The following is a 24,894-nucleotide window of genomic DNA, read 5'->3' on the forward strand; positions in this document are numbered from 1 at the left end:
TGCCTATTATTAGCTTTTGTTCATACATCTCACAATACCCTCGCTCAAACGGCTTGCAGATGAAAGCGGAACACTGTCCCCGGCTGTATGGCCTCGATCAGGCGCACCTCGCTGCCATGCAACTGCAGCATCCGCTGAACGATGATCAAGCCCAGCCCGCCACTTTCTCCCGGCGCCCGCTGCAACGCCGAGGCCCTGGTGAATAAGCCCTTGCGCACCTGCGGTGACAGGCCTTGGCCGCTGTCCGCCACTTCAACCTGAACCCTGGGCAACTGCGCCTGCAGGCGCACCAGAATATGCGTGCCGGCCGGATTATGGCGGATGGCGTTGTCGAGCAGGTTGGTCAGCACCCGCTCGATCATGCCCAGATCAGCGCGCACCGCTGGAAGCACGGGTGGCATTTCTACTGAGAGCCGCTGCTGCCGTGCCTCAGCCGCCAACTCGAATTTCTGCATCACATCCTGCACCAGGTCGGGCAGGGCGAAGGGTTCGAGTTCGGGATGCACCAGCCCGGACTCCAGGCGCGCCAGCTCGAACAATTCCTGAGCCAGGCGCCCGACCTTGCTGCTCTGGCCCAGGGCGATGTCCAGATAATGGCGACGTTCTTCGGGAGTCAGGGTCTGGTCCTTGAGGCGCAAGGTTTCGAGGTAGCCGTGCAAGGAGGTGAGCGGGGTGCGCAGGTCGTGGGAGATGTTGGCGACCATGTCCCGACGCTGCTGGTCCTGTGTGGACAGTTCACGCCATTGCGCGGTGATACGCTGGCCCATCTGCGCGAACGCCGCGCGCAGGGTCGATATTTCATCCCTGTGGACAAGTTCGCCGCCGCCCAGTGCAGCAGCGGCTTCACCATGAGGATCAAAGTTACCCACCGCCTGGGTCAGATCGCGCAATGGCCGGGTAATCAGGCGGAATGCGATCAGGCCCATGATCAGACTGAACAGGGCCATAAGCGCCATTGCCCAAAGTGTCGCCCGCAGTACCGAGTCTGTGGATAACGCGGCCACCAGAGCATCCCGGGCCTCTCCCTGCAACACCACGTAAACATATCCGCCCTCACGGCCGTTGACCGTCACCGGGGCGGCGCTAAACACCTTTTGTACCTGTGGATTACGCGGATCATCACCCAGGATGGGTAGCGCCGCGCCGCTCAGATAACGGGTGATCGGCGCCAGGTTGACGCGTTCCAACTGCACCTTGCCCGGTGGCGCCGCGTTGCCGACGATTCTTCCGTCTTTGGCCAGCAAATACACCTCTACGGCCGGATTCACCGCCATCAGCTTGTCGAACAGACCGCGCACGGCTTCGGGTCGCCAGCCATCGACATCCATAAGCTGCGCGGTGTCGGCGATGTGCGCGGCCAGCCCTGTGGACAACTTTTGCACCACCACTTGTTCATGGCGATTGCTGGCGCTGATCTGCAGCCACACCGACACCCCGCTGCACGCGATCAGCAACAGGGCGAAGACCAGTGACAGACGCCGGGTCAGGCTGAGGCTTCTCAAGAGGTGCCCTCGGCGCCGACCGCAGGCTGGGCGCTGAATTTATAGCCGCGGCCCCAGACCGTGAGGATGCGCTGGGGGTTGGCCGGGTCCGCTTCGATCTTGGTGCGTAGCCTATTGATGTGGGTGTTCACCGTGTGCTCGTAACCATCGTGCTGGTAACCCCATACCTCGTTGAGCAGATCCATGCGCGAGAACACTTTGTCCGGGTGACGGGCGAAGAAGTACAGCAGGTCGAATTCCCGTGGCGTCAGGCCCAATGCCTTGCCATGCAGGAAAGACTCGCGGGCCAGCGGATCGATGGCCACGCCATGACTTTCCAGCAGGCCGGACTCCAGCCGGGCATTACGGGCCAGTGCATCGGTGCGGCGCAACAGGGCACGTACCCTGGCCACCAGCTCGAGCATGGAAAACGGCTTGGCCAGGTAATCATCCGCGCCCAGTTCCAGGCCGAGGATGCGATGCACTTCGCTGGAACGGGCGCTGATAATGATGATCGGCGTGTAGCTGGCCATGGCCCGGGCGCGCTTGCAGATCTCCAGGCCGTCGACGCCGGGCAGCATCAGGTCGAGCACCAGCGCGTCCCAGCTCTGCTGTTCCAGTAGTTGCATGCCTTTAGTGCCGTCGCTGGCGTGCTCGACCGCGTAACCCTCGTCCTTGAGGTGCAGGCGCAACAAGTCGGCGATGTGTGCATCGTCTTCTACGATCAGTACCCGCTTGGTCCGCTCCATTCGCCTGATTCTCGCCTTTTTGGAAAAGCCCATTGTGGCCAAGATTGGCCTGGGGAGTTGTCACATTTAATTTAACTTTGCGTGAGGACTTGGCGAAGGGCGTGCGCCGACTATAGCGGCACGCCACCTGGCGCCATCGACCCTACGGAGAACAACATGAACACGCTGACTACTACCGCATTGACCCTGTTCCTGGCCATGGGGACCGCGAGTGTCTTCGCCGCCGACGCCATGAGCAAGGATGCCACGCCCCAGGGCGCCATGAGCAAAGACAACGGCAGCATGTCCAAAGATGCGATGCACAAGGACAGCATGAGTAAAGGTGCCATGAGCAAGGACGGCATGAAGAAAGATGCCCCCATGAGCAAGGACGGCATGAAGAAAGATGCCCCCATGAGCAAGGACGCGATGAGCAAGGACAGCATGAAGAAAGATGCTATGCCTAAAGAGTAATCGGCCCTGTGCAAGGCTTGCCGGGCTATTCGCGAGCAAGCTTTGCGCCTACAAGATTTGAGGATCTGCGGGAGCAAGGCTCGCCCGCGAAGGTGCCTTCAACATCACTACTCATCCATTGCCCCGGAGCACCGCCCATGAATCTGCCCCGCAACTGGCGCCGTTTAAGCAAACCCCTGCAGTGGAGCGCGTTCGCCACCGCGCTGTTGGGCGCGTCCATCGCCCATGCCGAACAAGCGGTCATCATCCCCGCCCCGGTGCAGGATGAAACCCCCGGCAAAACTGTCCACAGTGAAACCGCCGTGTTCGCAGGCGGCTGCTTCTGGGGCGTGCAGGGCGTGTTCCAGCACGTCAATGGTGTGACCCAAGCGGTTTCCGGCTATGCCGGCGGCCAGGCGCAGACAGCCCACTATGAAGAAGTCGGCAGCGGTGAGACCGGGCATGCCGAGTCGGTACAGGTGACCTACGACCCGAGCCAGGTCACTTATGGCCAGCTGCTGCAGATCTACTTTTCGGTGGTCCACGACCCCACCGAGCTGAATCGTCAGGGCCCGGATAGCGGCACCCAGTATCGCTCGACGATATTCATCAGCGATGCCGGCCAGCGGCAGATCGCTCAGGCCTATATCACCCAGCTCAATGGCGCCAAGGCCTGGTCCAAACCGCTGGTGACTACTGTCGAGGACCTTAAGGGCTTCTATCCGGCCGAGGGTTACCACCAGGATTACCTGACCCAGCATCCCTACAGCCCCTACATCATGATCAACGACCAGCCGAAGGTAGCCGCCCTCGAGGCCACGTTCAAAGACCGTTATCGCGACAAGCCGGTGCTGGTTAACCCCTGATCAGCATCGCCCCCGAGCATTTTTCGGGGGCGCCCCCCTCGCCATACCTCCCGAATTGCCAAATCTGTGGATTAAGCCCTGTGGAAAACCCCGTCTAAGCTCTGGTGATAACCAGGCTTCCTGGCTGTGGATGCCTACGCCTGTGCATAACCACCCATTTCATCCACAGGTTTAAGGCGTTTATCCCAAAGGCTCATTGGCACATGACCACAACCTTTTGAATCTCTGTACATCACGTAAATAGAGGGCTGTGTAGATCTATCCACAGAAAATGGCCTGTGTATAAATAAACATAAAAACAAAGCTTTAATAAATTTCTTTCTTTTTAATTTCTATTACTCTCGATTATCCACAGCTGGTTATTTTTTGTGCAGACGGGTTCCTTAGACCGGGACCAAGCCCTATACTTGTCGGCTATCCCAATTACCCACAGAGACAGGCACGAGGTGCGTGGTGGATTTCCCTTCCCGTTTTGAAGTGATCGTCATCGGCGGCGGTCATGCCGGTACCGAGGCCGCACTTGCGTCAGCACGCATGGGCGCCAAAACCCTGCTGCTGACCCATAACGTGGAAACGCTCGGGCAGATGAGCTGCAATCCTGCGATCGGTGGCATCGGTAAAAGCCACTTGGTCAAAGAGATCGATGCGCTCGGCGGCGCCATGGCGCTGGCCACCGACAAGGGCGGCATCCAGTTCCGCGTACTGAACGGCCGCAAAGGTCCTGCCGTGCGTGCTACTCGGGCGCAGGCCGACCGCATCCTGTACAAGGCGGCCATTCGCGAGATCCTCGAGAACCAGCCCAACCTGTGGATATTCCAGCAAGCCTGTGATGACCTGATCGTCGAGCAGGATGAAGTCAAAGGCGTGGTGACCCAGATGGGCCTGCGTTTTCTGGCCGATTCCGTGGTATTGACCGTCGGCACCTTCCTTGGCGGCCTGATCCATATCGGTTTGCAGAACCATTCCGGCGGCCGTGCCGGTGATCCGCCTTCGATCGCCCTGGCACATCGGCTGCGCGAGTTGCCATTGCGGGTAGGGCGCCTGAAGACCGGCACGCCACCGCGTATCGACGGCAAATCGGTGGATTTCTCGGTAATGACCGAACAACCGGGCGATACGCCGATTCCGGTGATGTCGTTCATGGGCTCCAAGGAGCAGCATCCACGCCAGGTCAGTTGCTGGATCACCCATACCAACGCCCGAACCCACGAAATCATCGCGGCCAACCTCGATCGCTCGCCGATGTACTCGGCTGCTGGCGAAATCGAAGGCATCGGCCCGCGTTATTGCCCGTCGATTGAAGACAAGATCCACCGCTTTGCCGACAAGGAAAGCCATCAGGTGTTCATCGAGCCGGAAGGCCTGACCACCCATGAGCTGTACCCCAACGGCATTTCGACGTCATTGCCATTCGACGTGCAGTTGCAGATCGTGCGTTCGATTCGCGGTATGGAAAACGCCCACATCGTGCGACCCGGCTACGCCATTGAATATGACTACTTCGACCCGCGGGACCTGAAGTACAGCCTTGAAACCAAGGTGATCGCCGGGCTGTTCTTCGCCGGGCAGATCAACGGCACCACCGGTTACGAAGAGGCGGGCGCGCAAGGTCTGCTCGCCGGCGCCAACGCCGCATTGCGTGCGCAGGGCCGCGAAAGCTGGTGTCCGCGCCGCGACGAGGCGTACATCGGCGTGCTGGTCGACGACTTGATCACCCTCGGTACGCAGGAACCGTACCGGATGTTCACTTCCCGGGCCGAATACCGCCTGATTCTGCGTGAAGACAACGCCGACCTGCGCCTGACCGAAAAAGGCCGCGAGCTGGGCCTGGTCGATGATGCGCGTTGGGCGGCGTTCTGCACCAAGCGCGAAGCCATCGCCCAGGAAGAACAACGGCTGAAAAACACCTGGGTGCGCCCGGGCACCGAATTGGGCGACTCGATCGCCGCGCGTTTCGGCACCCCTTTGACCCACGAATACAACCTGCTCAACCTGCTCAGCCGTCCCGAAATCGACTACGTCGGCCTTGTGGATATCACCGGCAACGGCGCAATCGATCCACAGGTCGCCGAACAGGTCGAGATCAAGACCAAGTATGCGGGCTACATCGATCGGCAACAGGACGAGATCGCTCGCCTGCGCGCTAGCGAAAACACCCGTCTGCCTGTGGATATCGACTACACGACGATTTCCGGATTGTCGAAGGAAATCCAGGGCAAGCTCGGCAACACCCGTCCCGAGACCTTGGGCCAGGCGTCGCGCATCCCCGGCGTCACTCCGGCAGCCATCTCGTTGTTGCTGATTCATCTGAAAAAACGCGGCGCCGGTCGTGCGTTGGAGCAAACCGCTTGAGTTCTCTGGTCACCGAGCAACACGCAGAAGAGTTATCCACAGGTGCTCGTTCGCTGGGCATCGAACTCAGCGAGCAGCAGCATGCGCAATTGCTGGGTTATCTGGCCCTGTTGATAAAATGGAACAAGGCCTACAACCTCACGGCCGTGCGCAATCCGGACGAAATGGTCTCGCGGCATCTGCTCGATAGCCTGAGTATCCTTGCGCACATCGGCGACAGCCCAAGCTGGCTGGACGTCGGCAGTGGCGGCGGCATGCCCGGCATTCCGCTGGCCATCATGTTTCCCGAGAAACAGGTGACCACGCTGGACAGCAACGGCAAGAAAACCCGCTTCCAGACCCAGGTCAAACTGGAGCTCAAGCTCGATAACCTGCAAGTTGTCCACAGCCGTGCCGAAAACTTCCAGCCGGCCCAGCCGTTCGCCGGCATCGTCTCCCGCGCTTTCAGCAGTCTGGAAGACTTTGCCAACTGGACTCGCCACCTCGGCGACGGGCAAACGCGCTGGTTGGCAATGAAAGGGCTGCATCCTGCCGACGAACTGGTAGCATTGCCGGCAGACTTCCACCTCGATAGCGAAAACGCCTTGGCCGTACCCGGTTGCCAAGGCCAACGCCATCTGCTGATACTGCGCCGCACGGCATGATTGGGAACACAAGCAAGAATGGCTAAGGTATTAGCAATCGCGAACCAGAAAGGCGGTGTGGGCAAGACCACCACCTGCATCAACCTCGCCGCATCGCTGGTTGCGACCAAGCGTCGTGTGCTGTTGATCGACCTCGATCCGCAGGGCAACGCCACCATGGGCAGCGGTGTGGATAAACACACTCTGGAAAACTCCGTGTACGACCTGTTGATCGGCGAATGCGATCTGCAGGAGGCCATGCAATTCTCCGAACACGGCGGTTATCAACTGCTGCCGGCCAACCGCGACCTGACCGCCGCCGAAGTCGTCCTGCTCGAAATGCAGATGAAAGAGAGCCGTCTGCGTACGGCCCTGGCGCCGGTGCGGGAAAACTACGATTACATCCTCATCGACTGCCCGCCGTCGCTGTCGATGCTGACCCTCAACGCACTGGTGGCCGCCGATGGCGTGATCATCCCCATGCAGTGCGAGTACTTTGCCCTCGAAGGGCTCAGCGACCTTGTGGATAACATCAAGCGCATCGCCGAACTGCTCAACCCCGAACTGAAAATCGAGGGTCTGCTGCGGACCATGTACGATCCGCGGCTGAGCTTGATCAACGATGTGTCCGCGCAACTCAAGGCGCACTTTGGCGAACAGCTGTACGACACGGTCATTCCGCGCAACATTCGCCTGGCCGAGGCCCCGAGTTTCGGGATGCCCGCATTGGCCTATGACAAACAATCCCGGGGTGCGCTGGCCTATCTGGCCCTCGCCGGCGAGATGGTCCGCCGTCAACGCCGCCCGTCACGCCCCGTCGCGGCACTTTAAGGAATCCAAATGGCCGTCAAGAAACGAGGTCTGGGACGCGGATTGGATGCGCTGCTGAGTGGCCCGACCGTCAGTTCGCTTGAAGAACAAGCGGTGCAGATCGACCAGAAAGAACTCCAGCACCTGCCCCTGGACGTGATCCAGCGCGGCAAGTACCAGCCGCGCCGTGACATGGACCCGCAGGCGCTCGAAGAACTGGCGCACTCGATCAAGAGCCAAGGCGTGATGCAGCCCATCGTGGTCCGCCCGATCGCTGGTGACCGATTCGAAATCATCGCCGGTGAACGCCGCTGGCGTGCGAGCCAGCAGGCCGGGATGGAAACCATCCCGGCCATGGTTCGTGATGTGCCGGACGAAACCGCCATCGCCATGGCGCTGATCGAGAACATCCAGCGCGAAGACCTCAACCCGGTCGAAGAAGCCAATGCCCTGGCGCGCCTGCAGCAGGAATTCAACCTGACTCAGCAGCAGGTCGCCGACGTGGTGGGTAAATCCCGCGTGACGGTGGCCAACCTGATGCGTCTGATCGCCTTGCCAGAGGTCATCAAGACCATGCTGGCCCATGGCGATCTGGAAATGGGTCACGCTCGCGCTTTGCTCGGCTTGCCCGAAGAACAGCAGGTCGAAGGGGCGCGACACGTTGTCGCACGAGGCCTTACAGTTCGTCAGACCGAGGCACTGGTGCGCCAGTGGTTGAGTGGCAAACCGCAGCCTGTTGAAGCGGCAAAACCCGATCCGGATATCACTCGCCTCGAGCAGAAACTGGCCGAACGCCTAGGCTCTGCGGTGCAGATCCGCCACGGACAGAAGGGCAAGGGCCAGCTGGTGATCAAATACAACTCGCTCGATGAGCTTCAAGGAGTGCTTGCGCACATCCGTTGAAACAATTGAGTTTGTAGCGGCCAGTCGGAAATCACTACCCGGCAGTTGAATAGGGGCTTAACCGCCCCTATACTCTGCGCGCATTTTGTCGGCACAATTTATGCCAAGTCATTGATTTACGGCACGCCGACCCAACAGGAGCCAACACGATGGAAACCCGCACGCTAAACAGGCTGCCGTTCCATCGCTGGGCAGTTTTTCCGCTCCTGATGGTGCAATTTGCCGTGTTTTTGCTCGCAGCGTTGGGGCTGTGGCAGTGGCACGGGGCAGTCAGTGGGTACTCGGGTCTTTGCGGAGGCTTGATCATCTGGCTGCCTAATCTGTATTTCGCGTACAAGGCTTTCCGGTTTACCGGCGCCAGATCAGCGCAAGTCATCGTCCGGTCATTTTATGCCGGCGAGGCGGGCAAAATAATTCTGACGGCAGTGCTCTTCGCACTGACGTTTGCAGGCGTGAAACCCTTGGCACCGCTGGCAGTATTCGGCGTTGTCTTGCTGACACAGGCGGTCAGCTGGTTTTCACCTCTGCTGATGAGAACAAGACTTTCGAGACCTTAGGGCGTTTGAGGCAACCATGGCAGCAGAAACCGCTTCGGGCTATATCCAGCACCACTTGATGAACCTGACCTTCGGGCAGCTACCGGAAGGCGGATGGGGCTTTGCTCACTCCGCTGCACAGGCCAAGGAGATGGGCTTTTGGGCATTCCACCTGGATACATTGGGTTGGTCGTTCGGGCTGGGCCTGATCTTCATCCTGATTTTCCGCGCGGCCGGTAAAAAAGCCACGTCCGGTCAGCCGGGTGCTCTGCAGAACTTCGTCGAAGTGCTGGTCGAGTTCGTCGATGGCAGCGTGAAAGACAGCTTCCATGGCCGCAACGCCGTGATCGCACCTCTGGCGCTGACCATTTTCGTCTGGGTCTTCATGATGAACGCCATTGACCTGGTACCGGTCGACTGGATTCCTCAACTGGCTGCCGCAATTTCCGGTGATCACGAGATTCCGTTCCGCGCCGTGTCGACCACCGACCCGAACGCCACGCTGGCCATGGCCTTCTGCGTGTTCGCGCTGATCATCTACTACAGCATCAAGATCAAGGGCCTGGGCGGCTTCATCGGCGAGCTCACTCTGCACCCGTTCGGCAGCAAGAATATCTTCATCCAGATCCTGCTGATCCCGGTGAACTTCCTGCTGGAATTCGTCACCCTGATCGCCAAGCCAATCTCTCTGGCCTTGCGGTTGTTCGGCAACATGTACGCAGGCGAGCTGGTATTCATCCTCATCGCAGTCATGTTCGGCAGTGGTCTGCTGTGGCTGAGCGGTCTGGGCGTGGTGCTGCAATGGGCGTGGGCGGTGTTCCACATCCTGATCATCACCTTGCAGGCGTTCATCTTCATGATGCTGACCATCGTCTACCTGTCGATGGCACACGAAGATAACCATTGAGTGTCGCCTCGGCGCTGCTTGATGTAACGATTCAGCTTTACCGATTCAATTAAAAAAAACCTAGCAAATACGACGTTAAAGTCGGGAGGAAAGATGGAAACTGTAGTTGGTCTAACCGCTATCGCTGTTGCTCTGCTGATCGGCCTGGGTGCTCTGGGTACTGCTATCGGCTTTGGTCTGCTTGGCGGCAAGTTCCTGGAAGGCGCAGCGCGTCAGCCAGAAATGGTCCCAATGCTGCAAGTTAAAATGTTCATCGTCGCCGGTCTGCTCGACGCCGTGACCATGATCGGCGTTGGTATCGCACTGTTCTTCACCTTCGCAAACCCCTTCGTTGCCCAAATCGCTGGCTAATCACTCGAATTTTCGAGTGATGTGGTGTGATGGACAAAGAACGAGCGAGGTGTTGGCGTGAACATTAATGCAACCCTGATTGGCCAGTCCGTTGCGTTCTTCATCTTTGTGCTGTTCTGCATGAAGTTCGTGTGGCCTCCGGTCATCGCGGCTTTGCACGAACGTCAGAAGAAGATCGCTGATGGATTGGACGCTGCCAGCCGAGCAGCTCGCGACCTGGAGTTGGCCCAAGAGAAAGCGGGTCAACAACTGCGCGACGCGAAAGCTCAAGCAGCTGAAATCATTGAGCAGGCCAAGAAGCGCGGTAACCAGATCGTCGAAGAGGCCGTTGAAAAGGCCCGTGTCGACGCTGACCGTGTGAAGGTCCAGGCTCAGGCCGAGATCGAGCAGGAACTGAATGGCCTCAAAGACGCGCTGCGTGCCCAAGTGGGCTTGCTGGCAGTCGGCGGCGCCGAGAAGATACTGGGTGCCACAATCGATCAAAACGCGCACGCGGAGCTGGTTAACAAACTGGCTACTGAAATTTAAGCGAGGGCGATCATGGCAGAACTGACCACGTTGGCCCGACCTTACGCTAAGGCGGCCTTCGAGCACGCTCAGGCCCACCAGCAACTGGCCAATTGGTCAGCCATGCTCGGCCTGGCTGCAGCGGTGTCACAAGATGACACCATGCAGCGCGTACTCAAGGCCCCGCGACTGACGAGCGCAGACAAGGCCGCCACGTTTATTGACGTGTGCGGTGACAAGTTCGATGCCCAGGCACAGAATTTCATTCACATCGTTGCTGAAAACGACCGTCTCTCGATTCTTCCAGAGATAGCCGCGCTGTTCGAGCTGTACAAGGCCGAGCAAGAGAAAACGATCGATGTGGAAGTCACCAGTGCCTTCGCGTTGAACCAAGAACAGCAAGACAAACTCGCCAAGGTTCTCAGTGCACGACTCAACCGGGAAGTGCGCCTGCAAGTTGCGGAGGACGCTGCCCTGATTGGTGGTGTCGTCATCCGTGCCGGCGACCTGGTTATCGATGGCTCGATTCGCGGCAAAATCGCGAAACTTGCTGAAGCATTGAAATCTTGAGTTTGAAGGGGCAGCAGAGCAATGCAGCAACTCAATCCTTCCGAAATAAGTGAAATCATCAAGGGCCGCATCGAAAAACTCGATGTGACCTCTCAAGCCCGTAACGAAGGCACTGTCGTCAGCGTGTCTGACGGTATCGTACGGATTCACGGTCTGGCCGACGTCATGTACGGCGAAATGATCGAGTTTCCAGGCGGTGTCTACGGTATGGCGCTCAACCTGGAGCAAGACTCCGTAGGCGCCGTGGTACTGGGCTCCTACCAGTCGCTGGCTGAAGGCATGCGCGCCAAGTGCACCGGCCGTGTCCTGGAAGTTCCTGTTGGTAAGGAACTGCTGGGTCGCGTCGTCGACGCACTGGGCAACCCTGTCGATGGCAAAGGTCCGCTGAACAACACCGAGACCGACGCGGTCGAGAAAGTTGCTCCAGGCGTGATCTGGCGTAAGTCGGTAGACCAGCCTGTACAGACTGGCTACAAGGCTGTCGATGCCATGATCCCTGTCGGCCGTGGCCAGCGCGAGCTGATCATCGGTGACCGTCAGATCGGCAAGACCGCTCTGGCGATCGACGCGATCATCAACCAGAAAGACAGCGGTATTTTCTGCGTCTACGTGGCAATCGGTCAGAAGCAATCTACCATCGCCAACGTGGTTCGCAAGCTGGAAGAAAACGGCGCGCTGGCTAACACCATCGTCGTTGCCGCGAGCGCTTCGGAATCTGCAGCACTGCAGTTCCTGGCTCCGTACTCCGGTTGCACCATGGGCGAATACTTCCGCGACCGCGGTGAAGACGCGCTGATCGTTTATGACGATCTGTCCAAGCAAGCAGTGGCTTACCGCCAGATTTCCCTGCTGCTGCGCCGTCCACCAGGCCGTGAAGCTTACCCAGGCGACGTGTTCTATCTCCACTCCCGTCTGCTGGAGCGCGCATCGCGTGTTTCGGAAGAGTACGTAGAGAAGTTCACCAACGGCGCAGTGACCGGCAAAACCGGCTCGCTGACCGCACTGCCGATCATCGAAACCCAGGCTGGCGACGTTTCCGCGTTCGTTCCGACCAACGTGATTTCCATCACTGACGGTCAGATCTTCCTGGAATCGGCCATGTTCAACTCGGGCATCCGCCCAGCAGTGAACGCCGGTGTTTCGGTATCCCGTGTGGGTGGTGCCGCTCAGACCAAGATTATCAAGAAGCTCTCCGGTGGTATCCGTACCGCTCTGGCTCAGTACCGTGAACTGGCGGCATTCGCCCAGTTCGCTTCTGACCTGGACGAAGCGACCCGCAAGCAACTTGAGCATGGTCAGCGCGTTACCGAGCTGATGAAGCAGAAGCAATACGCACCAATGTCGATCGCTGACATGGCGCTGTCGCTGTATGCCGCTGAGCGTGGGTTCCTGACTGACGTTGAAATCACCAAGATCGGCAGCTTCGAACAAGCGCTGATTGCTTTCTTCAACCGCGATCACGCCGAACTGATGGCGAAGATCAACGTGAAGGGTGACTTCAATGACGAAATCGACGCTGGCATGAAAGCCGGTATCGAGAAGTTCAAGGCCACCCAAACCTGGTAAGCCGCAGCGGAGGCCGCAAGGCCTCCGCTTGCTAACCTGATAGGTGTTACATGGCAGGCGCAAAAGAGATTCGCAGTAAGATTGCGAGCATCAAAAGCACGCAAAAGATTACCAGCGCCATGGAGAAAGTGGCGGTCAGCAAAATGCGCAAGGCACAAATGCGCATGGCAGCCAGCCGTCCTTACGCGGAGCGTATCCGCCAGGTGATTGGGCATCTCGCCAACGCCAACCCGGAATACCGCCACTCGTTCATGATCGATCGCGAAGTAAAGCGCGTCGGTTATGTGGTAGTGAGCAGTGACCGTGGTCTGTGCGGCGGCTTGAATACCAACCTGTTCAAGGCCTTGGTCAAGGACATGGCGGTAAACCGCGAAAATGGCGTAGAGATCGACCTGTGTGTGGTCGGTAGCAAAGGTGCGGCGTTTTTCCGCAACTTCGGCGGCAACGTCGTCGCTGCTATCAGCCACCTGGGTGAAGAGCCGTCGATCAATGACTTGATCGGCAGCGTCAAGGTCATGCTGGATGCTTACCTGGAAGGCCGTATCGATCGCCTGTCCGTGGTATCCAACAAGTTCATCAATACCATGACGCAAAAACCGACGGTGGAGCAGTTGATCCCGTTGGTGGCAACCCCGGATCAGGATCTCAAGCACCACTGGGATTACCTCTACGAACCCGACGCCAAAGAGCTGCTTGACGGCCTGATGGTGCGTTACGTGGAATCGCAGGTGTACCAGGCGGTGGTCGAGAACAACGCTGCTGAACAAGCCGCGCGGATGATCGCAATGAAGAATGCAACCGACAACGCCGGAGACCTGATCAAGGACCTCCAGTTGATTTACAACAAGGCGCGTCAGGCTGCGATCACCCAAGAGATCTCGGAAATCGTCGGCGGCGCTGCCGCGGTTTAACGGTTCAAATATTCAGAGGATCCTGCTATGAGTAGCGGACGTATCGTTCAAATCATCGGCGCCGTCATCGACGTGGAATTTCCACGTGACAGCGTACCGAGCATCTACAACGCTTTGAAAGTCATAAGCGAAGCTGGCACTACCCTCGAAGTTCAGCAGCAGCTGGGCGACGGCGTGGTTCGTACCATCGCCATGGGTTCCACCGAAGGCCTGAAACGCGGTCTGGAAGTGACCGACTCCGGCGCAGCCATCTCCGTACCGGTCGGTAAAGCGACCCTGGGCCGGATCATGGACGTGCTCGGCAATCCGATCGACGAAGCTGGCCCGATCGACACCGACGAGCGCTGGGGTATCCACCGCGCCGCTCCTACCTTCGCGGAACAAGCGGGCGGCAACGACCTGCTGGAAACCGGCATCAAGGTCATCGACCTGATCTGCCCGTTCGCCAAGGGCGGTAAAGTCGGTCTGTTCGGTGGTGCCGGTGTCGGCAAGACCGTCAACATGATGGAACTGATCCGTAACATCGCGATGGAACACAGCGGTTATTCCGTGTTCGCCGGTGTGGGTGAGCGTACTCGTGAAGGTAACGACTTCTATCACGAGATGAAGGACTCCAACGTTCTGGACAAAGTGGCACTGGTCTACGGTCAGATGAACGAGCCGCCGGGCAACCGTCTGCGCGTCGCACTGACTGGCCTGACCATGGCCGAGAAGTTCCGTGACGAAGGCAACGACGTTCTGCTGTTCGTCGACAACATCTACCGTTACACCCTGGCCGGTACTGAAGTATCCGCACTGCTGGGCCGTATGCCTTCCGCAGTGGGTTACCAGCCGACGCTGGCCGAAGAGATGGGCGTGCTGCAAGAGCGCATCACTTCGACCAAGTCCGGTTCGATCACCTCGGTACAAGCTGTATACGTACCTGCGGATGACTTGACCGACCCGTCGCCAGCCACCACGTTCGCCCACTTGGACGCCACCGTCGTACTGTCCCGTGACATCGCCTCCCTGGGTATCTACCCAGCGGTCGATCCACTGGACTCGACTTCGCGCCAGCTGGACCCGGACGTCGTCGGCCAGGAGCACTACGACACCGCTCGCGGCGTTCAGTACGTGCTGCAGCGCTACAAAGAGCTGAAAGACATCATCGCGATCCTGGGTATGGACGAGCTGTCGGAAACCGACAAGCAACTCGTATCCCGCGCTCGTAAGATTCAGCGCTTCCTGTCGCAGCCGTTCTTCGTGGCTGAAGTCTTCACCGGTGCATCGGGTAAGTACATTTCCCTGAAAGACACCATTGCTGGCTTCTCCGGCATCCTGCGCGGTGACTACGACCACTTGCCAGAGCAAGCGTTCTACATGGTCGGGCCGATCGAAGAAGCAATCGAGAAAGCCAAGAAACTGTAATTTCGGCGCCCGGCAACGGGCGCTCATCAGGTTGAGGCAAGCAGATGGCTATGACAGTCCATTGCGACATCGTCAGCGCGGAAGGAGAAATCTTTTCCGGTCAGGTGGAGATGGTGATTGCGCACGGTGCTTTGGGTGATCTCGGTATCACTCTTGGCCACGCCCCGCTGATCACCAGCTTGAAGCCAGGCCCTATCCGCCTGATCAAGCAGGACGGCGCAGAAGAAGAGGTGTTCTACATCTCGGGTGGTTTCCTCGAGGTTCAGCCGAACATGGTCAAGGTTCTTGCCGACACCGTGCAACGTGCTGCCGACCTGGACGAAGCCGCTTCTCAGCTGGCTGTTCAAGAAGCGCAGAAAGCGCTGAATGAACAGGGTGCTGATTTCGACTACGGCGCTGCTGCTGCACGTCTGGCCGAGGCGACAGCTCAGCTGCGCACCGTCCAGCAGATTCGCAAGAAGTACGGCCACTAAGGCTGCGCTTTGTGCGCGATTGAGTAAAAGGGTAGCCTCGGCTACCCTTTTTCTTTTTCCGCCCCCTTCATTCATCGGTCACGCACACTGGCCGCTCAGGATTGGTAGCTCGTCAATGTCCCTTGATATCGTCATTCTCGCCGCAGGCCAAGGCACGCGGATGCGCTCGGCTTTGCCGAAGGTGTTGCATCCCGTCGCCGGCAACTCGATGCTCGGCCATGTTATCCACAGCGCCCGCCAGCTGGACCCACAGGGCATCCATGTGGTGATTGGCCACGGTGCCGAGCAGGTCCGTGAGCGCCTGGCCGCCGACGACTTGAGCTTCGTGCTGCAGGACCAGCAACTTGGCACCGGCCACGCCGTGGCGCAGGCGCTGCCGAACCTGAGCGCCGATACCGTGCTGATCCTCTATGGCGATGTGCCGCTGATCGAAGTGGCGACCTTGCAGCGCTTGCTGACCAAGGTCACGCCCGATCAACTGGCCCTGCTGACGGTCAACCTGCCTGACCCGACCGGCTATGGCCGCATCGTGCGTGATACACAGGGCAGCGTACAGGCGATCGTCGAGCACAAGGACGCGACCGAGGCGCAACGTGCGATCTGCGAGGGCAATACCGGGATTCTCGCTGTGCCTGCCGCGCGTCTGGCGCAGTGGCTGGGCAGCCTGTCGAATCATAACGCCCAGGGTGAGTACTACCTCACCGACGTGATTGCCATGGCCGTGGCCGATGGCCTGGTGGTCGCCACCGAGACCGCTCAGGATCCGATGGAAGTGCAGGGCGCCAACGATCGCAAGCAGCTCGCCGAGCTCGAGCGTCACTACCAGTGGCGCCAAGCGCGGCGCGTGATGGCGGCGGGTGTGACCCTGCGCGACCCGGCACGTTTCGACGTACGCGGTGAGGTCACGGTGGGCCGTGACGTGCTGATTGACGTCAACGTGGTGCTCGAAGGTCGAGTCATCATCGAGGACGACGTGGTGATCGGCGCCAACTGCACCATCAAGGACAGCACCCTGCGCAAGGGCGCGGTGGTCAAGGCCAACAGTCATCTGGATGGCGCGGTAATGGGCGAGGGTAGCGATGCCGGCCCGTTTGCGCGATTGCGCCCGGGTACTGTGCTGGGCGCGCGTGCTCATGTGGGTAACTTTGTCGAGCTGAAGAATGCCGTGCTGGGGGAGGGCGCCAAGGCGGGCCACCTGAGTTATCTGGGCGATGCCGATATCGGCGCGCGCACCAATATCGGTGCCGGTACCATCACCTGCAACTACGACGGTGTGAACAAGTGGCGCACCACCATGGGGGCGGACGTGTTTATCGGTTCGAACAACTCGCTGGTGGCTCCTGTGGATATCTCTGCGGGGGCTACCACGGCGGCGGGTTCGACTATTACCCAGGATGTGCCGGAGAGCCAACTGGCTGTCGCCCGCGCCCGTCAGCGCAATATTGAAGGCTGGGCGCGGCCGGTGAAGATCCGCAAGCCCTGAGATATCCACAGAGCTTTGAGGTGGCCCGAACCGGCCCCTCCGCGAGCAAGCTTTGCTTCCACAGTGCAAGTCGATACTGAGTCGTTCACCTGTAGGAGCAAGGCTTGCCCGCGAAGACGGCCCTGAGATCACCACCATCCCAAAATAGTTATCCACAGCTGTGTTTCACATCTCCCCCCTTGACCCATTAACCATTTTGGGTTTTGATTGCGCTCATTAACTTTCGAACCGAAACTTATAGCAATCATGTCGAAACGAAACACTCCCCAACGTCGCCACAATATCCTCGCCTTGCTCAACGAGCAGGGTGAAGTCAGTGTGGATAACTTGGCCAAACGGTTCGAAACCTCCGAAGTCACAATCCGCAAGGACCTGGCCGCTCTGGAGAGTAATGGCCTGCTGCTGCGTCGTTACGGCGGCGCGGTGACCATGCCTCAGGAACTGATCAGCGAGGTCGCCCAGCCGGTGTCTGTGTATAAACAGGCCATCGCCCATGCAGCCGTGCAACGCATCAAGGAACACGCGCGCATCATCATCGACAGTGGCAGTACCACCGCCGCGATGATCCCGCACCTGGGGCTGCAGCCCGGCCTGGTGGTCATGACCAATTCGCTCAATGTCGCCAGCGCCCTGAGCGAGCTCGAACATGAGCCGGTACTATTGATGACCGGCGGCACCTGGGACCCGCATTCCGAGTCGTTCCAGGGTCAAGTCGCTGAACAAGTGCTGCGCTCCTATGATTTCGACCAACTGTTCATCGGCGCCGATGGCATCGACCTGCAACGTGGAACCACCACCTTCAACGAGCTGTTGGGACTGAGCCGGGTCATGGCCGAAGTCGCGCGCGAAGTGATCGTTATGGTCGAGTCCGACAAGGTCGGGCGCAAGATCCCCAATCTCGAGCTGCCCTGGGGCAGCGTACATACCCTTATCACCGATGATCGTCTGCCCCTCGAGGCTCGCGACCAGATTCAGGCCCGCGGCATCAACCTCATTATCGCCGCCGTCAATCAGGAGTAATAAACATGTGTGGAATCGTTGGCGCCATCGCTGAGCGCAACATCACGGCCATCCTCCTCGAAGGCCTGAAACGTCTTGAATACCGCGGCTACGACAGCGCCGGCGTGGCAGTCGTCAGCAACGATGGCCAACTGCAACGCCGCCGCCGTACCGGCAAGGTCAGCGAACTCGAAGCCTCCCTGGCCGCTGAACCGCTGGTCGGCAAGCTCGGCATCGCTCACACCCGCTGGGCTACCCATGGCGCGCCCAACGAACGCAACGCCCATCCGCACTTCTCCGGGGATGTGGCCGTTGTGCACAACGGCATCATCGAGAACCACGAAGCGCTGCGCGAGCTGCTGAGTGCCCAGGGTTACATCTTCGCTTCCGAGACCGACACCGAAGTCATCGCCCACCTGCTCCACCACACCCTGAAAACCGTGCCGGACATCGCCGATGCGCTCAAGGCCACGGTCAAGCAACTGCACGGCGCCTACGGCCTGGCGGCGATCCACTTGGCTCAGCCTGATCGCTTGGTGGCGGCCCGCAGCGGCAGCCCGCTGGTGATCGGCCTCGGCCTGGGCGAGAACTTCCTCGCCTCCGACCAGTTGGCGCTGCGCCAGGTCACCGACCGCTTCATGTACCTCGAAGAGGGCGATATCGCCGACATTCGTCGCGACAGCGTGCACATCTGGGACGCTAGCGGCCACGCCGTACAACGCGAAGCCGTGCAGTACCACGAAGGCGCCGAAGCCGCCGACAAGGGTGAATACCGCCACTTCATGCTCAAGGAAATCCACGAGCAGCCCAAAGTCGTGCAGCGCACCCTCGAAGGCCGCCTCGGCCAGGACAGCGTACTGGTGCAGGCTTTCGGCCCACAGGCCGCCGAGCTGTTCGCCAAAGTGCGCAACGTGCAGATCGTCGCCTGCGGCACCAGCTACCACGCCGGCATGGTCGCCCGTTACTGGCTCGAAGGCCTGGCGGGCATTCCCTGCCAGGTCGAAGTTGCCAGCGAATTCCGCTACCGCCGCGTGGTGGTGCAGCCCGACACCCTGTTCGTCTCCATCTCCCAGTCCGGCGAAACCGCCGACACCCTGGCCGCCCTGCGCAACGCCAAGGCGCTGGGCTTCCTCGGCAGCCTGGCGATCTGCAACGTCGGCATCAGCTCGCTGGTCCGTGAATCGGACCTGACCCTGCTCACCCAGGCCGGCCCGGAAATCGGCGTCGCCTCCACCAAGGCCTTCACCACTCAACTGGTCGCCTTGATGCTGCTGACCCTTTCCATCGGCCAGGTCAAAGGCACCTTGGAGGACGGCGTCGAAGCCGAACTGGTGGCCGAACTGCGCCGCCTGCCGACCCGCCTCGGCGAAGCCCTGGCCATGGACAGCACCGTCGAAGAAGTCGCCAAACTGTTCGCCGAGAAGCACCACACCCTGTTCCTCGGCCGCGGCGCGCAGTTCCCGGTAGCGATGGAAGGCGCCCTCAAGCTCAAGGAAATTTCCTACATCCACGCGGAAGCGTACCCGGCCGGTGAACTCAAGCATGGCCCGTTGGCACTGGTGGATGCCGACATGCCTGTGGTCACCGTGGCGCCGAACAACGAGCTGCTGGAAAAGCTCAAGTCCAACCTGCAGGAAGTCCGCGCTCGTGGGGGTGAACTAGTTGTGTTTGCGGATGAGCAGGCGCACTTCGCCGATGGGCCGGGGACTCGGGTGGTGGCGATGCCGCATATCCATGATGCGCTGGCGCCGATTCTGTACACCTTGCCGCTGCAATTGCTGTCGTATTATGTGGCGGTGTTGAAAGGGACGGATGTAGATCAGCCGAGGAATTTGGCGAAGTCGGTGACGGTGGAGTGATAGCGTCAGGAATGGATCAACTGTTGATCCTGCGAAATAAAAACTGTCGCATCTAAATAGGATCTGTCGCTGGGTAGATATCCCCAACCGTGGCATGGATGCTTCGGCTTCTTGGCGAACCGAATTACTTGCTGCAAGTGATCACTCAGGATCTGCCGGCGTTCTAGCCGCTTCACGACGACAGCCCGAAGCCCAATCGGCGAGATCAAATGTCGTCACGGTTTCATACGTGACAGGCGTTTGAACCACCTGTGCGCTTATTACGCCTGCAAACATACTTCCTCCAATCAGGGTCGCTCCTGCAGTGGCACCCATAAAATCACGTCTTCCCACACTCATACCGGTTCCCTATCGATTCACGCTGAAGTGCGCGCAGGACGCGCGAACATTGCATTGAAAATACGCTGACCATAAAGGCCGACGGTCAGGCCGAGTACGATCAGTACTACCGCCAGTACTTTGCTCACCGGCACACTTTCGTCGAACACCACTACCGAGCTGAGCATACCGAAGATCGGCACCAGCAAAGACAGCGGCGCCACTGTAGAGACCGGATAGGTTTTGAGCAGCGAGTTCCAGATCCAGTAAGCGAACAGCGTGTTGGGATAGACCTGGAACAGGATCGATAACACGGCAGTCGTGTTCACCTGACTTACAAACGCGGTGTAGCCGGCGCTACCGTTCACCGCGTAATCAAGGATGAACAGCGGAATCGGCGCAAACGCGCTGGACCAGACCAGAAAGCCGAAGACATCCTTGGTGCTGGCTTTCTTGTTGATGATGTTGGCAACGCTCCAAGACGCCGCGCCCACTAGCGCCAGCAATACGCCGGTGAGGGTCACCGAACCGTCACTGATCTTGATGATGCACAACAGCCCCGCGAGGGCGATCAACATGCCCAGCGCCTGGAAGCGGGTCAGCGCTTCCTTGAACACCCAACTGCCGAGCAGGATGGTGAAGAACGCGCTGAACTGCAGCACCAGCGAGGCGATGCCCGCCGATAGCCCGGCTTTGATACCCAGATTGACCACGCCCCATAAACCAATGCCGAACACTAGGCCATAGCCAATGATATAGCGCCACGGCACGTCGGGTTTACGGATGAAGAAGATCGCCGGTAATGCGCACAGACTGAAGCGGATACCCGCCAGGATGAACGGATCGACGGTGGCCAGACCCAGTTTGATCACCGAGAAATTCACACCCCAGATTGCCGTTATCAATACAGCCAACACTACGTGTAGTGGTTTCATGGATTATGTGCCTTGATGAAGGAGGTTGGTGTCACGCCACAGATATAAGGTTGTGCGCCAGGCGCACACGTACAAACAACGATTGCATCCATGCCCGTGTCTGCTGGGGCTCAGCGCTTTTGACGATCCCGGTTAATGGCGCTTCGAACGCCAAATACGTCACGTGCTCCGGCAACCGTGCGCCCACTGGGCGAGCTCATAGGTCGCGACCACATCCGCGCCGCCGACCCGGTTACCGACCTCGAGGAACAATAGTGAGTGTGTGCAACGCCATACTGACCTCGGTTGATATTAAAGTGTGTGTGGCAGGTCCACAGTTTCACGCCATCCGTTCACTTACGATCGCGAGAAGTTTTTAATGCCAGAAAGTTATTTTGAAGTCAGTCCAAGGTAGATCCAGTAGAGCAGGGCGCCTGCGCTGATGGCGGCACCCAATATACAAACGGTGACCCAGCCAAAGTGTGCATAAGTATAAGTAGCGGCTATTGCACCCAGGCCACTGCCCACCGAATAGAAACACATGTAGGCGCCCACCAGTCGGCTTTGTGCATCGGGTCGTGCGGCGAAGATCAGGCTCTGATTGGTGACATGGACGGCCTGCACGGCGAAATCCAGTAACACCACACCCACTACCATGGCGAATAATGAGTGTTCAACGAACGCCGTAGGCAGCCAGGACAAGGTCAACAATACCAACGCGACGCCCGTGGTGCGATTGCCGAGCCCTTGGTCAGCGAGCCGTCCGGCCCGCGCGGCTGCCAGAGCACCGGCCACACCGGCCAGTCCGAACAAACCAATCTGGGTGTGTGACAGCGACAACGGTGGCGCGCTGAGCGGCAGTACCATCGACGTCCACAACACGCTGAACGCGGCGAAAACCAGCAAGGCGAAGGTGCCCCGGACACGCAATGTGCGTTCGGTCAGGTACAACTGGAACACCGATCGCAGCAATTGCCAGTAGCTGCCTTTTGCCGGTGGCGGGGTGGAGGCCGGCATGGTGCGCATCAGCACCAGTGCCATGCCGATCATCAGGGCGGCCGAGACAAAATAAACACCGCGCCAGCCGGCCAGATCAGCCACTGCACCTGAGACGAAGCGGGCCAGTAGAATCCCAAGCACCACGCCACTGGTAACGGTGCCGACGGCTTCGCCACGCTGCTCGGGACTCGCCAGCGAGGCGGCGTAGGCAACCACCACTTGCACCACGACCGCCATCAGGCCCACGAGCACCATTGCGCCGAGCAACATGCCCCAATCCTGCGACAATCCAACTGCGCACAGGGCCAGAGCTGACAGCAGCATTTGTGTGAGGATAAGTTTCTTGCGATTGAGCAAATCCCCCAGCGGAACGACGAACAACAATCCAACCGCATAACCCGCTTGTGTGGCGGTCACTACGACGCCAATCGTACCCGGCGAAACCGACAGGCTGGCAGCCATCGATTCCAGTAAAGGCTGAGCGAAGTAGACGTTTGCGACCGCCATGGCGCAGGTAATCGCAAATAGGAAAGTCTGATAGCGACTGAGCTTGGAGCTATCCAGGGTTTGGGCCGCTTGAGCGCGCCCACCGCTGGATTTTTCGGCTTCAATGTCCATCTTTGCCGCAGCTTTAGACATTAACGGCATCACTCCATCCTTGGAAATTCGGTTTCGAAACAAAACCAAGTGGGTTGTTTTTTATCAAACGAAGTTGTGAATTACAACCACATGTGTAAAATATTTTCGTCTGACGTTAGAACTTTTCCTCCCTACTGCGCAGCGTTCAGGAGATCCATGGCCAAACAGCAATTACTGGCCCAGAGCGAATGCCCGGTCGCACGCACGCTCGAAGCAATCGGCGATCGTTGGGTGTTAATGATCATCCGCGACGCATTTGACGATGTACGCCGCTTCAGTGAATTTCAGAAACGTCTTGGTCTCGCCAGGAACATCCTCACGATCAAGCTCAAAATGCTCGTCGAGTTGGGCGTATTCAGCACCCAGCCCGCATCCGACGGCAGTGCCTACAAAGAATATGTTCTGACGGAAATGGGGCGCGCGGTGTTTCCCATCGTCGTCAGCATGCGTCAGTGGGGGGAGCGCTACTTGTTCAAAACAGGGGAGAGCTATTCGGTGCTGCTCGACAATGAATTGTCGGAGCCGGTAGAAACCATCGCGGTATGTTCCACGACGGGCAAGGTGCTGCACCCGGCCGATTGTCATCGGCGGGTCGTCAAGCGTTAGGGTTGACTCAAGTCGAAACGACTAGTCGACAGCGGCGGATTGCCGATTAGATTGGTCCGAAACGCTGCACCGAAAGTAGACCTTGTTGCCACGCTGTCCTAGCCTCCCCTCGATCCAGGAATGACCATGTTCGAACATCTTGACCTCAACGCGTTGATTGCCACCTACGGCTATTGGGTGATCTTCATAGGCTGCCTGCTGGAAGGCGAAACGGTTCTGATCCTCAGCGGTATGGCGGCGCACCAGGGCACCCTGCAATGGCCGCTTGTGATCGGCTGCGCCACCTTGGGCGGTATATTCGGCGATCAGTTGCTGTTCTGGACCGGACGTTATTCCGGAGAGCGTCTGCTGCCCAAACTCAAGCGTCATCAGGCTGCCATCGAACGGGTAGAGGGGCTTATCCAGCGCTACCCCACGACCTCTGTCTTCGCCGTTCGCTTCCTCTACGGCATGCGCCTGGTGGGGCCTATGGTGATAGGGGCAAGTGGCCTATCCCCCTGGCGTTTCGCCCTGATCAACATACTGGGTGCGGCGGTCTGGGCCACCCTGTTCGTCAGCGCCGGCTACTGGGCCGGCGAAGCATTGCAGCATTTCTTTGGCGACCTGAAGCCCTATCGCCTGCCGATCTTCATCGCGGTGGTAGCACTGGTGGCCCTTGCGGCACTGGTCCGGTATTTGCGTCGCCGACGCAAGGCGTCCCACCCCTGAGGACGGCGCTGCATCGGGCGCGAGGCAGCCATGTCGCCAGAGCGAGCGCAATCGTTGCGCCTACTTCTCCCACTCCGCCTTCGCAATCATCAACCCATGATTCCCCCTGTATGCCGCCCGTTCTGGCGACTTCCAGCCGCCGAGTAGCGCGGCGTCCAGGCGATAAACCTCCACCCCCAAAGGCCGGCACACGCTCAAAGGATCCTGCGCATCCGGCCCCCACATCGGCAGCGACAAATCCCCCCCTGGGCACGTCGACAGCGCACACAACACATCGATCTCGGCAAAAAACTCCAGATAATCCCCCTGCTTGGCCGGGCAGGCTTTCATGAAGTACATATCGTCCGCGTTCAACCCGGTGCACTGAAAGATGTTCAGCACGTCATGCACATCGAACTCCGTCAGCCCATGAGGCAACACGGCACGCGTCAGGTTGGAATGGCAATGATGGTGGAAGTCCTCGCCGGTGAGCATGCGATTGACGTAGGGGTCGCAGCGAGTGCCCAGCAGGTCGTGCAGGCGGCCGCCGTGTTCGTCGATGCCGTAGTCGGCGAGGCTGTCGTCGGTGATGGTCAGCATCGGCCGCAGGAACGGCAGGTTCGACCACAGGCGGTCATAGGTGCTGACATGGGCGCCTTGCAGCTGACGGGTACGCGCCGCCCACATGCGCTCGCGGGGGTCGTTGGCGTTCCACACGTTGAAGTCGCCCACCTGCGGGCCGATCGGGGTGGTGACGCGGAACACGTGGCCTGCCGGGACCTTCCAGGCGCGGCCAGTGCGGATAGGTACTTCGAACTGCTCGACCAGGGTGCGGTTGTCCTTGCTGTCGCGGATACGGTCGTAGAACGCTTTGTCGACCTGCAGGGCGCTGCCTTTGCTGACCTGGTAAGCGGCGGGATAGTCCTTGTACATGGTGAGTCCTCTC

25 protein-coding genes are annotated in these 24,894 nt (G+C 59.3%); 20 read left to right on the forward strand and 5 right to left on the reverse strand.

All coding sequences use genetic code 11. From position 1 onward, the window contains the following. Window positions 1–44 precede the first annotated feature (44 nt). Entirely contained in the window at window positions 45–1,502 is a 1,458-nt protein-coding gene (locus LIX93_RS09715; RefSeq protein ID WP_226503828.1) for a HAMP domain-containing sensor histidine kinase, read from the reverse strand. Then, entirely contained in the window at window positions 1,499–2,230 is a 732-nt protein-coding gene (locus tag LIX93_RS09720) for a response regulator transcription factor (RefSeq protein WP_226503829.1), read from the reverse strand. The genes LIX93_RS09715 and LIX93_RS09720 overlap by 4 nt, the downstream gene beginning before the upstream one ends. Window positions 2,231–2,386: 156 nt before the next feature. On the opposite strand from LIX93_RS09720, the gene LIX93_RS09725 reads away from it, so the two are divergent. The 18 genes from LIX93_RS09725 (at window position 2,387) to glmS (ending at window position 19,785) form a co-directional block, all read left to right on the forward strand. Continuing rightward, window positions 2,387–2,683 carry a pentapeptide MXKDX repeat protein gene (locus LIX93_RS09725; RefSeq protein WP_226503830.1) on the forward strand — a complete coding sequence of 99 codons (297 nt, stop codon included), beginning with the start codon at window positions 2,387–2,389 and terminating at the stop codon, window positions 2,681–2,683. 137 nt (window positions 2,684–2,820) lie between these two features. After that, window positions 2,821–3,528, forward strand: a complete 708-nt coding sequence (msrA, locus tag LIX93_RS09730; RefSeq protein ID WP_226503831.1) for a peptide-methionine (S)-S-oxide reductase MsrA — start codon at window positions 2,821–2,823, stop codon at window positions 3,526–3,528. Window positions 3,529–3,981: 453 nt separating this feature from the next. Further along, on the forward strand, window positions 3,982–5,880 hold the full coding sequence (gene mnmG / locus LIX93_RS09735) for a tRNA uridine-5-carboxymethylaminomethyl(34) synthesis enzyme MnmG (protein WP_226503832.1): 1,899 nt from the start codon (window positions 3,982–3,984) through the stop codon (window positions 5,878–5,880). Next, window positions 5,877–6,524, forward strand: coding sequence for a 16S rRNA (guanine(527)-N(7))-methyltransferase RsmG (gene rsmG / locus LIX93_RS09740; RefSeq protein ID WP_226503833.1), 648 nt, complete (start codon window positions 5,877–5,879; stop codon window positions 6,522–6,524). Before mnmG ends, rsmG begins: the two co-directional genes overlap by 4 nt. A gap of 18 nt (window positions 6,525–6,542) precedes the next feature. Next, on the forward strand, window positions 6,543–7,334 hold the full coding sequence (locus tag LIX93_RS09745) for a ParA family protein (protein WP_226503834.1): 792 nt from the start codon (window positions 6,543–6,545) through the stop codon (window positions 7,332–7,334). Window positions 7,335–7,343: 9 nt separating this feature from the next. Then, window positions 7,344–8,216, forward strand: a complete 873-nt coding sequence (locus LIX93_RS09750) for a ParB/RepB/Spo0J family partition protein (RefSeq protein ID WP_226503835.1) — start codon at window positions 7,344–7,346, stop codon at window positions 8,214–8,216. A 149-nt stretch (window positions 8,217–8,365) separates the two neighbouring features. After that, the gene (locus tag LIX93_RS09755) at window positions 8,366–8,773 is read left to right on the forward strand and encodes a F0F1 ATP synthase subunit I (protein WP_226503836.1); all 408 of its coding nucleotides are present in this window, start codon (window positions 8,366–8,368) and stop codon (window positions 8,771–8,773) included. A 16-nt stretch (window positions 8,774–8,789) separates the two neighbouring features. Continuing rightward, window positions 8,790–9,659, forward strand: a complete 870-nt coding sequence (gene atpB, locus LIX93_RS09760; protein ID WP_226503837.1) for a F0F1 ATP synthase subunit A — start codon at window positions 8,790–8,792, stop codon at window positions 9,657–9,659. Window positions 9,660–9,752: 93 nt separating this feature from the next. Beyond that, window positions 9,753–10,010 (forward strand): F0F1 ATP synthase subunit C, encoded by a 258-nt coding sequence (atpE, locus tag LIX93_RS09765; RefSeq protein WP_194788647.1) that lies wholly within the window; start codon window positions 9,753–9,755, stop codon window positions 10,008–10,010. A gap of 57 nt (window positions 10,011–10,067) precedes the next feature. Next, the gene (locus LIX93_RS09770; RefSeq protein ID WP_226503838.1) at window positions 10,068–10,538 is read left to right on the forward strand and encodes a F0F1 ATP synthase subunit B; all 471 of its coding nucleotides are present in this window, start codon (window positions 10,068–10,070) and stop codon (window positions 10,536–10,538) included. 12 nt (window positions 10,539–10,550) lie between these two features. After that, window positions 10,551–11,087 (forward strand): F0F1 ATP synthase subunit delta, encoded by a 537-nt coding sequence (locus LIX93_RS09775; RefSeq protein WP_226503839.1) that lies wholly within the window; start codon window positions 10,551–10,553, stop codon window positions 11,085–11,087. A 21-nt stretch (window positions 11,088–11,108) separates the two neighbouring features. Further along, window positions 11,109–12,653: a F0F1 ATP synthase subunit alpha gene (gene atpA, locus LIX93_RS09780; protein ID WP_226503840.1), complete on the forward strand. Its 1,545-nt coding sequence runs from the start codon at window positions 11,109–11,111 to the stop codon at window positions 12,651–12,653. Between the two features lie 50 nt (window positions 12,654–12,703). Continuing rightward, window positions 12,704–13,564, forward strand: coding sequence for a F0F1 ATP synthase subunit gamma (atpG, locus tag LIX93_RS09785; RefSeq protein WP_226503841.1), 861 nt, complete (start codon window positions 12,704–12,706; stop codon window positions 13,562–13,564). Between the two features lie 27 nt (window positions 13,565–13,591). Continuing rightward, a complete protein-coding gene (gene atpD / locus LIX93_RS09790; protein ID WP_226503842.1) occupies window positions 13,592–14,971 on the forward strand; it encodes a F0F1 ATP synthase subunit beta in 1,380 nt (459 codons plus the stop codon). 44 nt (window positions 14,972–15,015) lie between these two features. Further along, entirely contained in the window at window positions 15,016–15,444 is a 429-nt protein-coding gene (locus LIX93_RS09795; protein WP_226503843.1) for a F0F1 ATP synthase subunit epsilon, read from the forward strand. A 115-nt stretch (window positions 15,445–15,559) separates the two neighbouring features. Continuing rightward, window positions 15,560–16,927, forward strand: a complete 1,368-nt coding sequence (glmU, locus tag LIX93_RS09800) for a bifunctional UDP-N-acetylglucosamine diphosphorylase/glucosamine-1-phosphate N-acetyltransferase GlmU (protein WP_226503844.1) — start codon at window positions 15,560–15,562, stop codon at window positions 16,925–16,927. Between the two features lie 243 nt (window positions 16,928–17,170). Further along, a complete protein-coding gene (locus LIX93_RS09805) occupies window positions 17,171–17,947 on the forward strand; it encodes a DeoR family transcriptional regulator (protein ID WP_226504440.1) in 777 nt (258 codons plus the stop codon). Window positions 17,948–17,952: 5 nt separating this feature from the next. Then, the gene (glmS, locus tag LIX93_RS09810) at window positions 17,953–19,785 is read left to right on the forward strand and encodes a glutamine--fructose-6-phosphate transaminase (isomerizing) (RefSeq protein WP_226503845.1); all 1,833 of its coding nucleotides are present in this window, start codon (window positions 17,953–17,955) and stop codon (window positions 19,783–19,785) included. Window positions 19,786–20,141: 356 nt separating this feature from the next. On the opposite strand, the gene LIX93_RS09815 is transcribed toward glmS, so the two are convergent. After that, window positions 20,142–21,038, reverse strand: coding sequence for an EamA family transporter (locus tag LIX93_RS09815; protein WP_226503846.1), 897 nt, complete (start codon window positions 21,036–21,038; stop codon window positions 20,142–20,144). 369 nt (window positions 21,039–21,407) lie between these two features. Next, window positions 21,408–22,664: an MFS transporter gene (locus tag LIX93_RS09820; RefSeq protein ID WP_226504441.1), complete on the reverse strand. Its 1,257-nt coding sequence runs from the start codon at window positions 22,662–22,664 to the stop codon at window positions 21,408–21,410. Between the two features lie 147 nt (window positions 22,665–22,811). On the opposite strand from LIX93_RS09820, the gene LIX93_RS09825 reads away from it, so the two are divergent. Both LIX93_RS09825 and LIX93_RS09830 read left to right on the forward strand, forming a co-directional pair. After that, entirely contained in the window at window positions 22,812–23,261 is a 450-nt protein-coding gene (locus LIX93_RS09825; protein WP_226503847.1) for a helix-turn-helix domain-containing protein, read from the forward strand. Between the two features lie 126 nt (window positions 23,262–23,387). After that, window positions 23,388–23,969 carry a DedA family protein gene (locus tag LIX93_RS09830; RefSeq protein WP_226503848.1) on the forward strand — a complete coding sequence of 194 codons (582 nt, stop codon included), beginning with the start codon at window positions 23,388–23,390 and terminating at the stop codon, window positions 23,967–23,969. Between the two features lie 60 nt (window positions 23,970–24,029). Here the strand turns inward: LIX93_RS09830 and LIX93_RS09835 are convergent, their stop codons facing one another. Continuing rightward, the gene (locus LIX93_RS09835) at window positions 24,030–24,881 is read right to left on the reverse strand and encodes a DUF1989 domain-containing protein (RefSeq protein WP_226503849.1); all 852 of its coding nucleotides are present in this window, start codon (window positions 24,879–24,881) and stop codon (window positions 24,030–24,032) included. Between the last annotated feature and the right edge of the window lie 13 nt (window positions 24,882–24,894).

This window comes from Pseudomonas sp. MWU16-30317, assembly GCF_020515695.1.
Taxonomy (GTDB): domain Bacteria; phylum Pseudomonadota; class Gammaproteobacteria; order Pseudomonadales; family Pseudomonadaceae; genus Aquipseudomonas.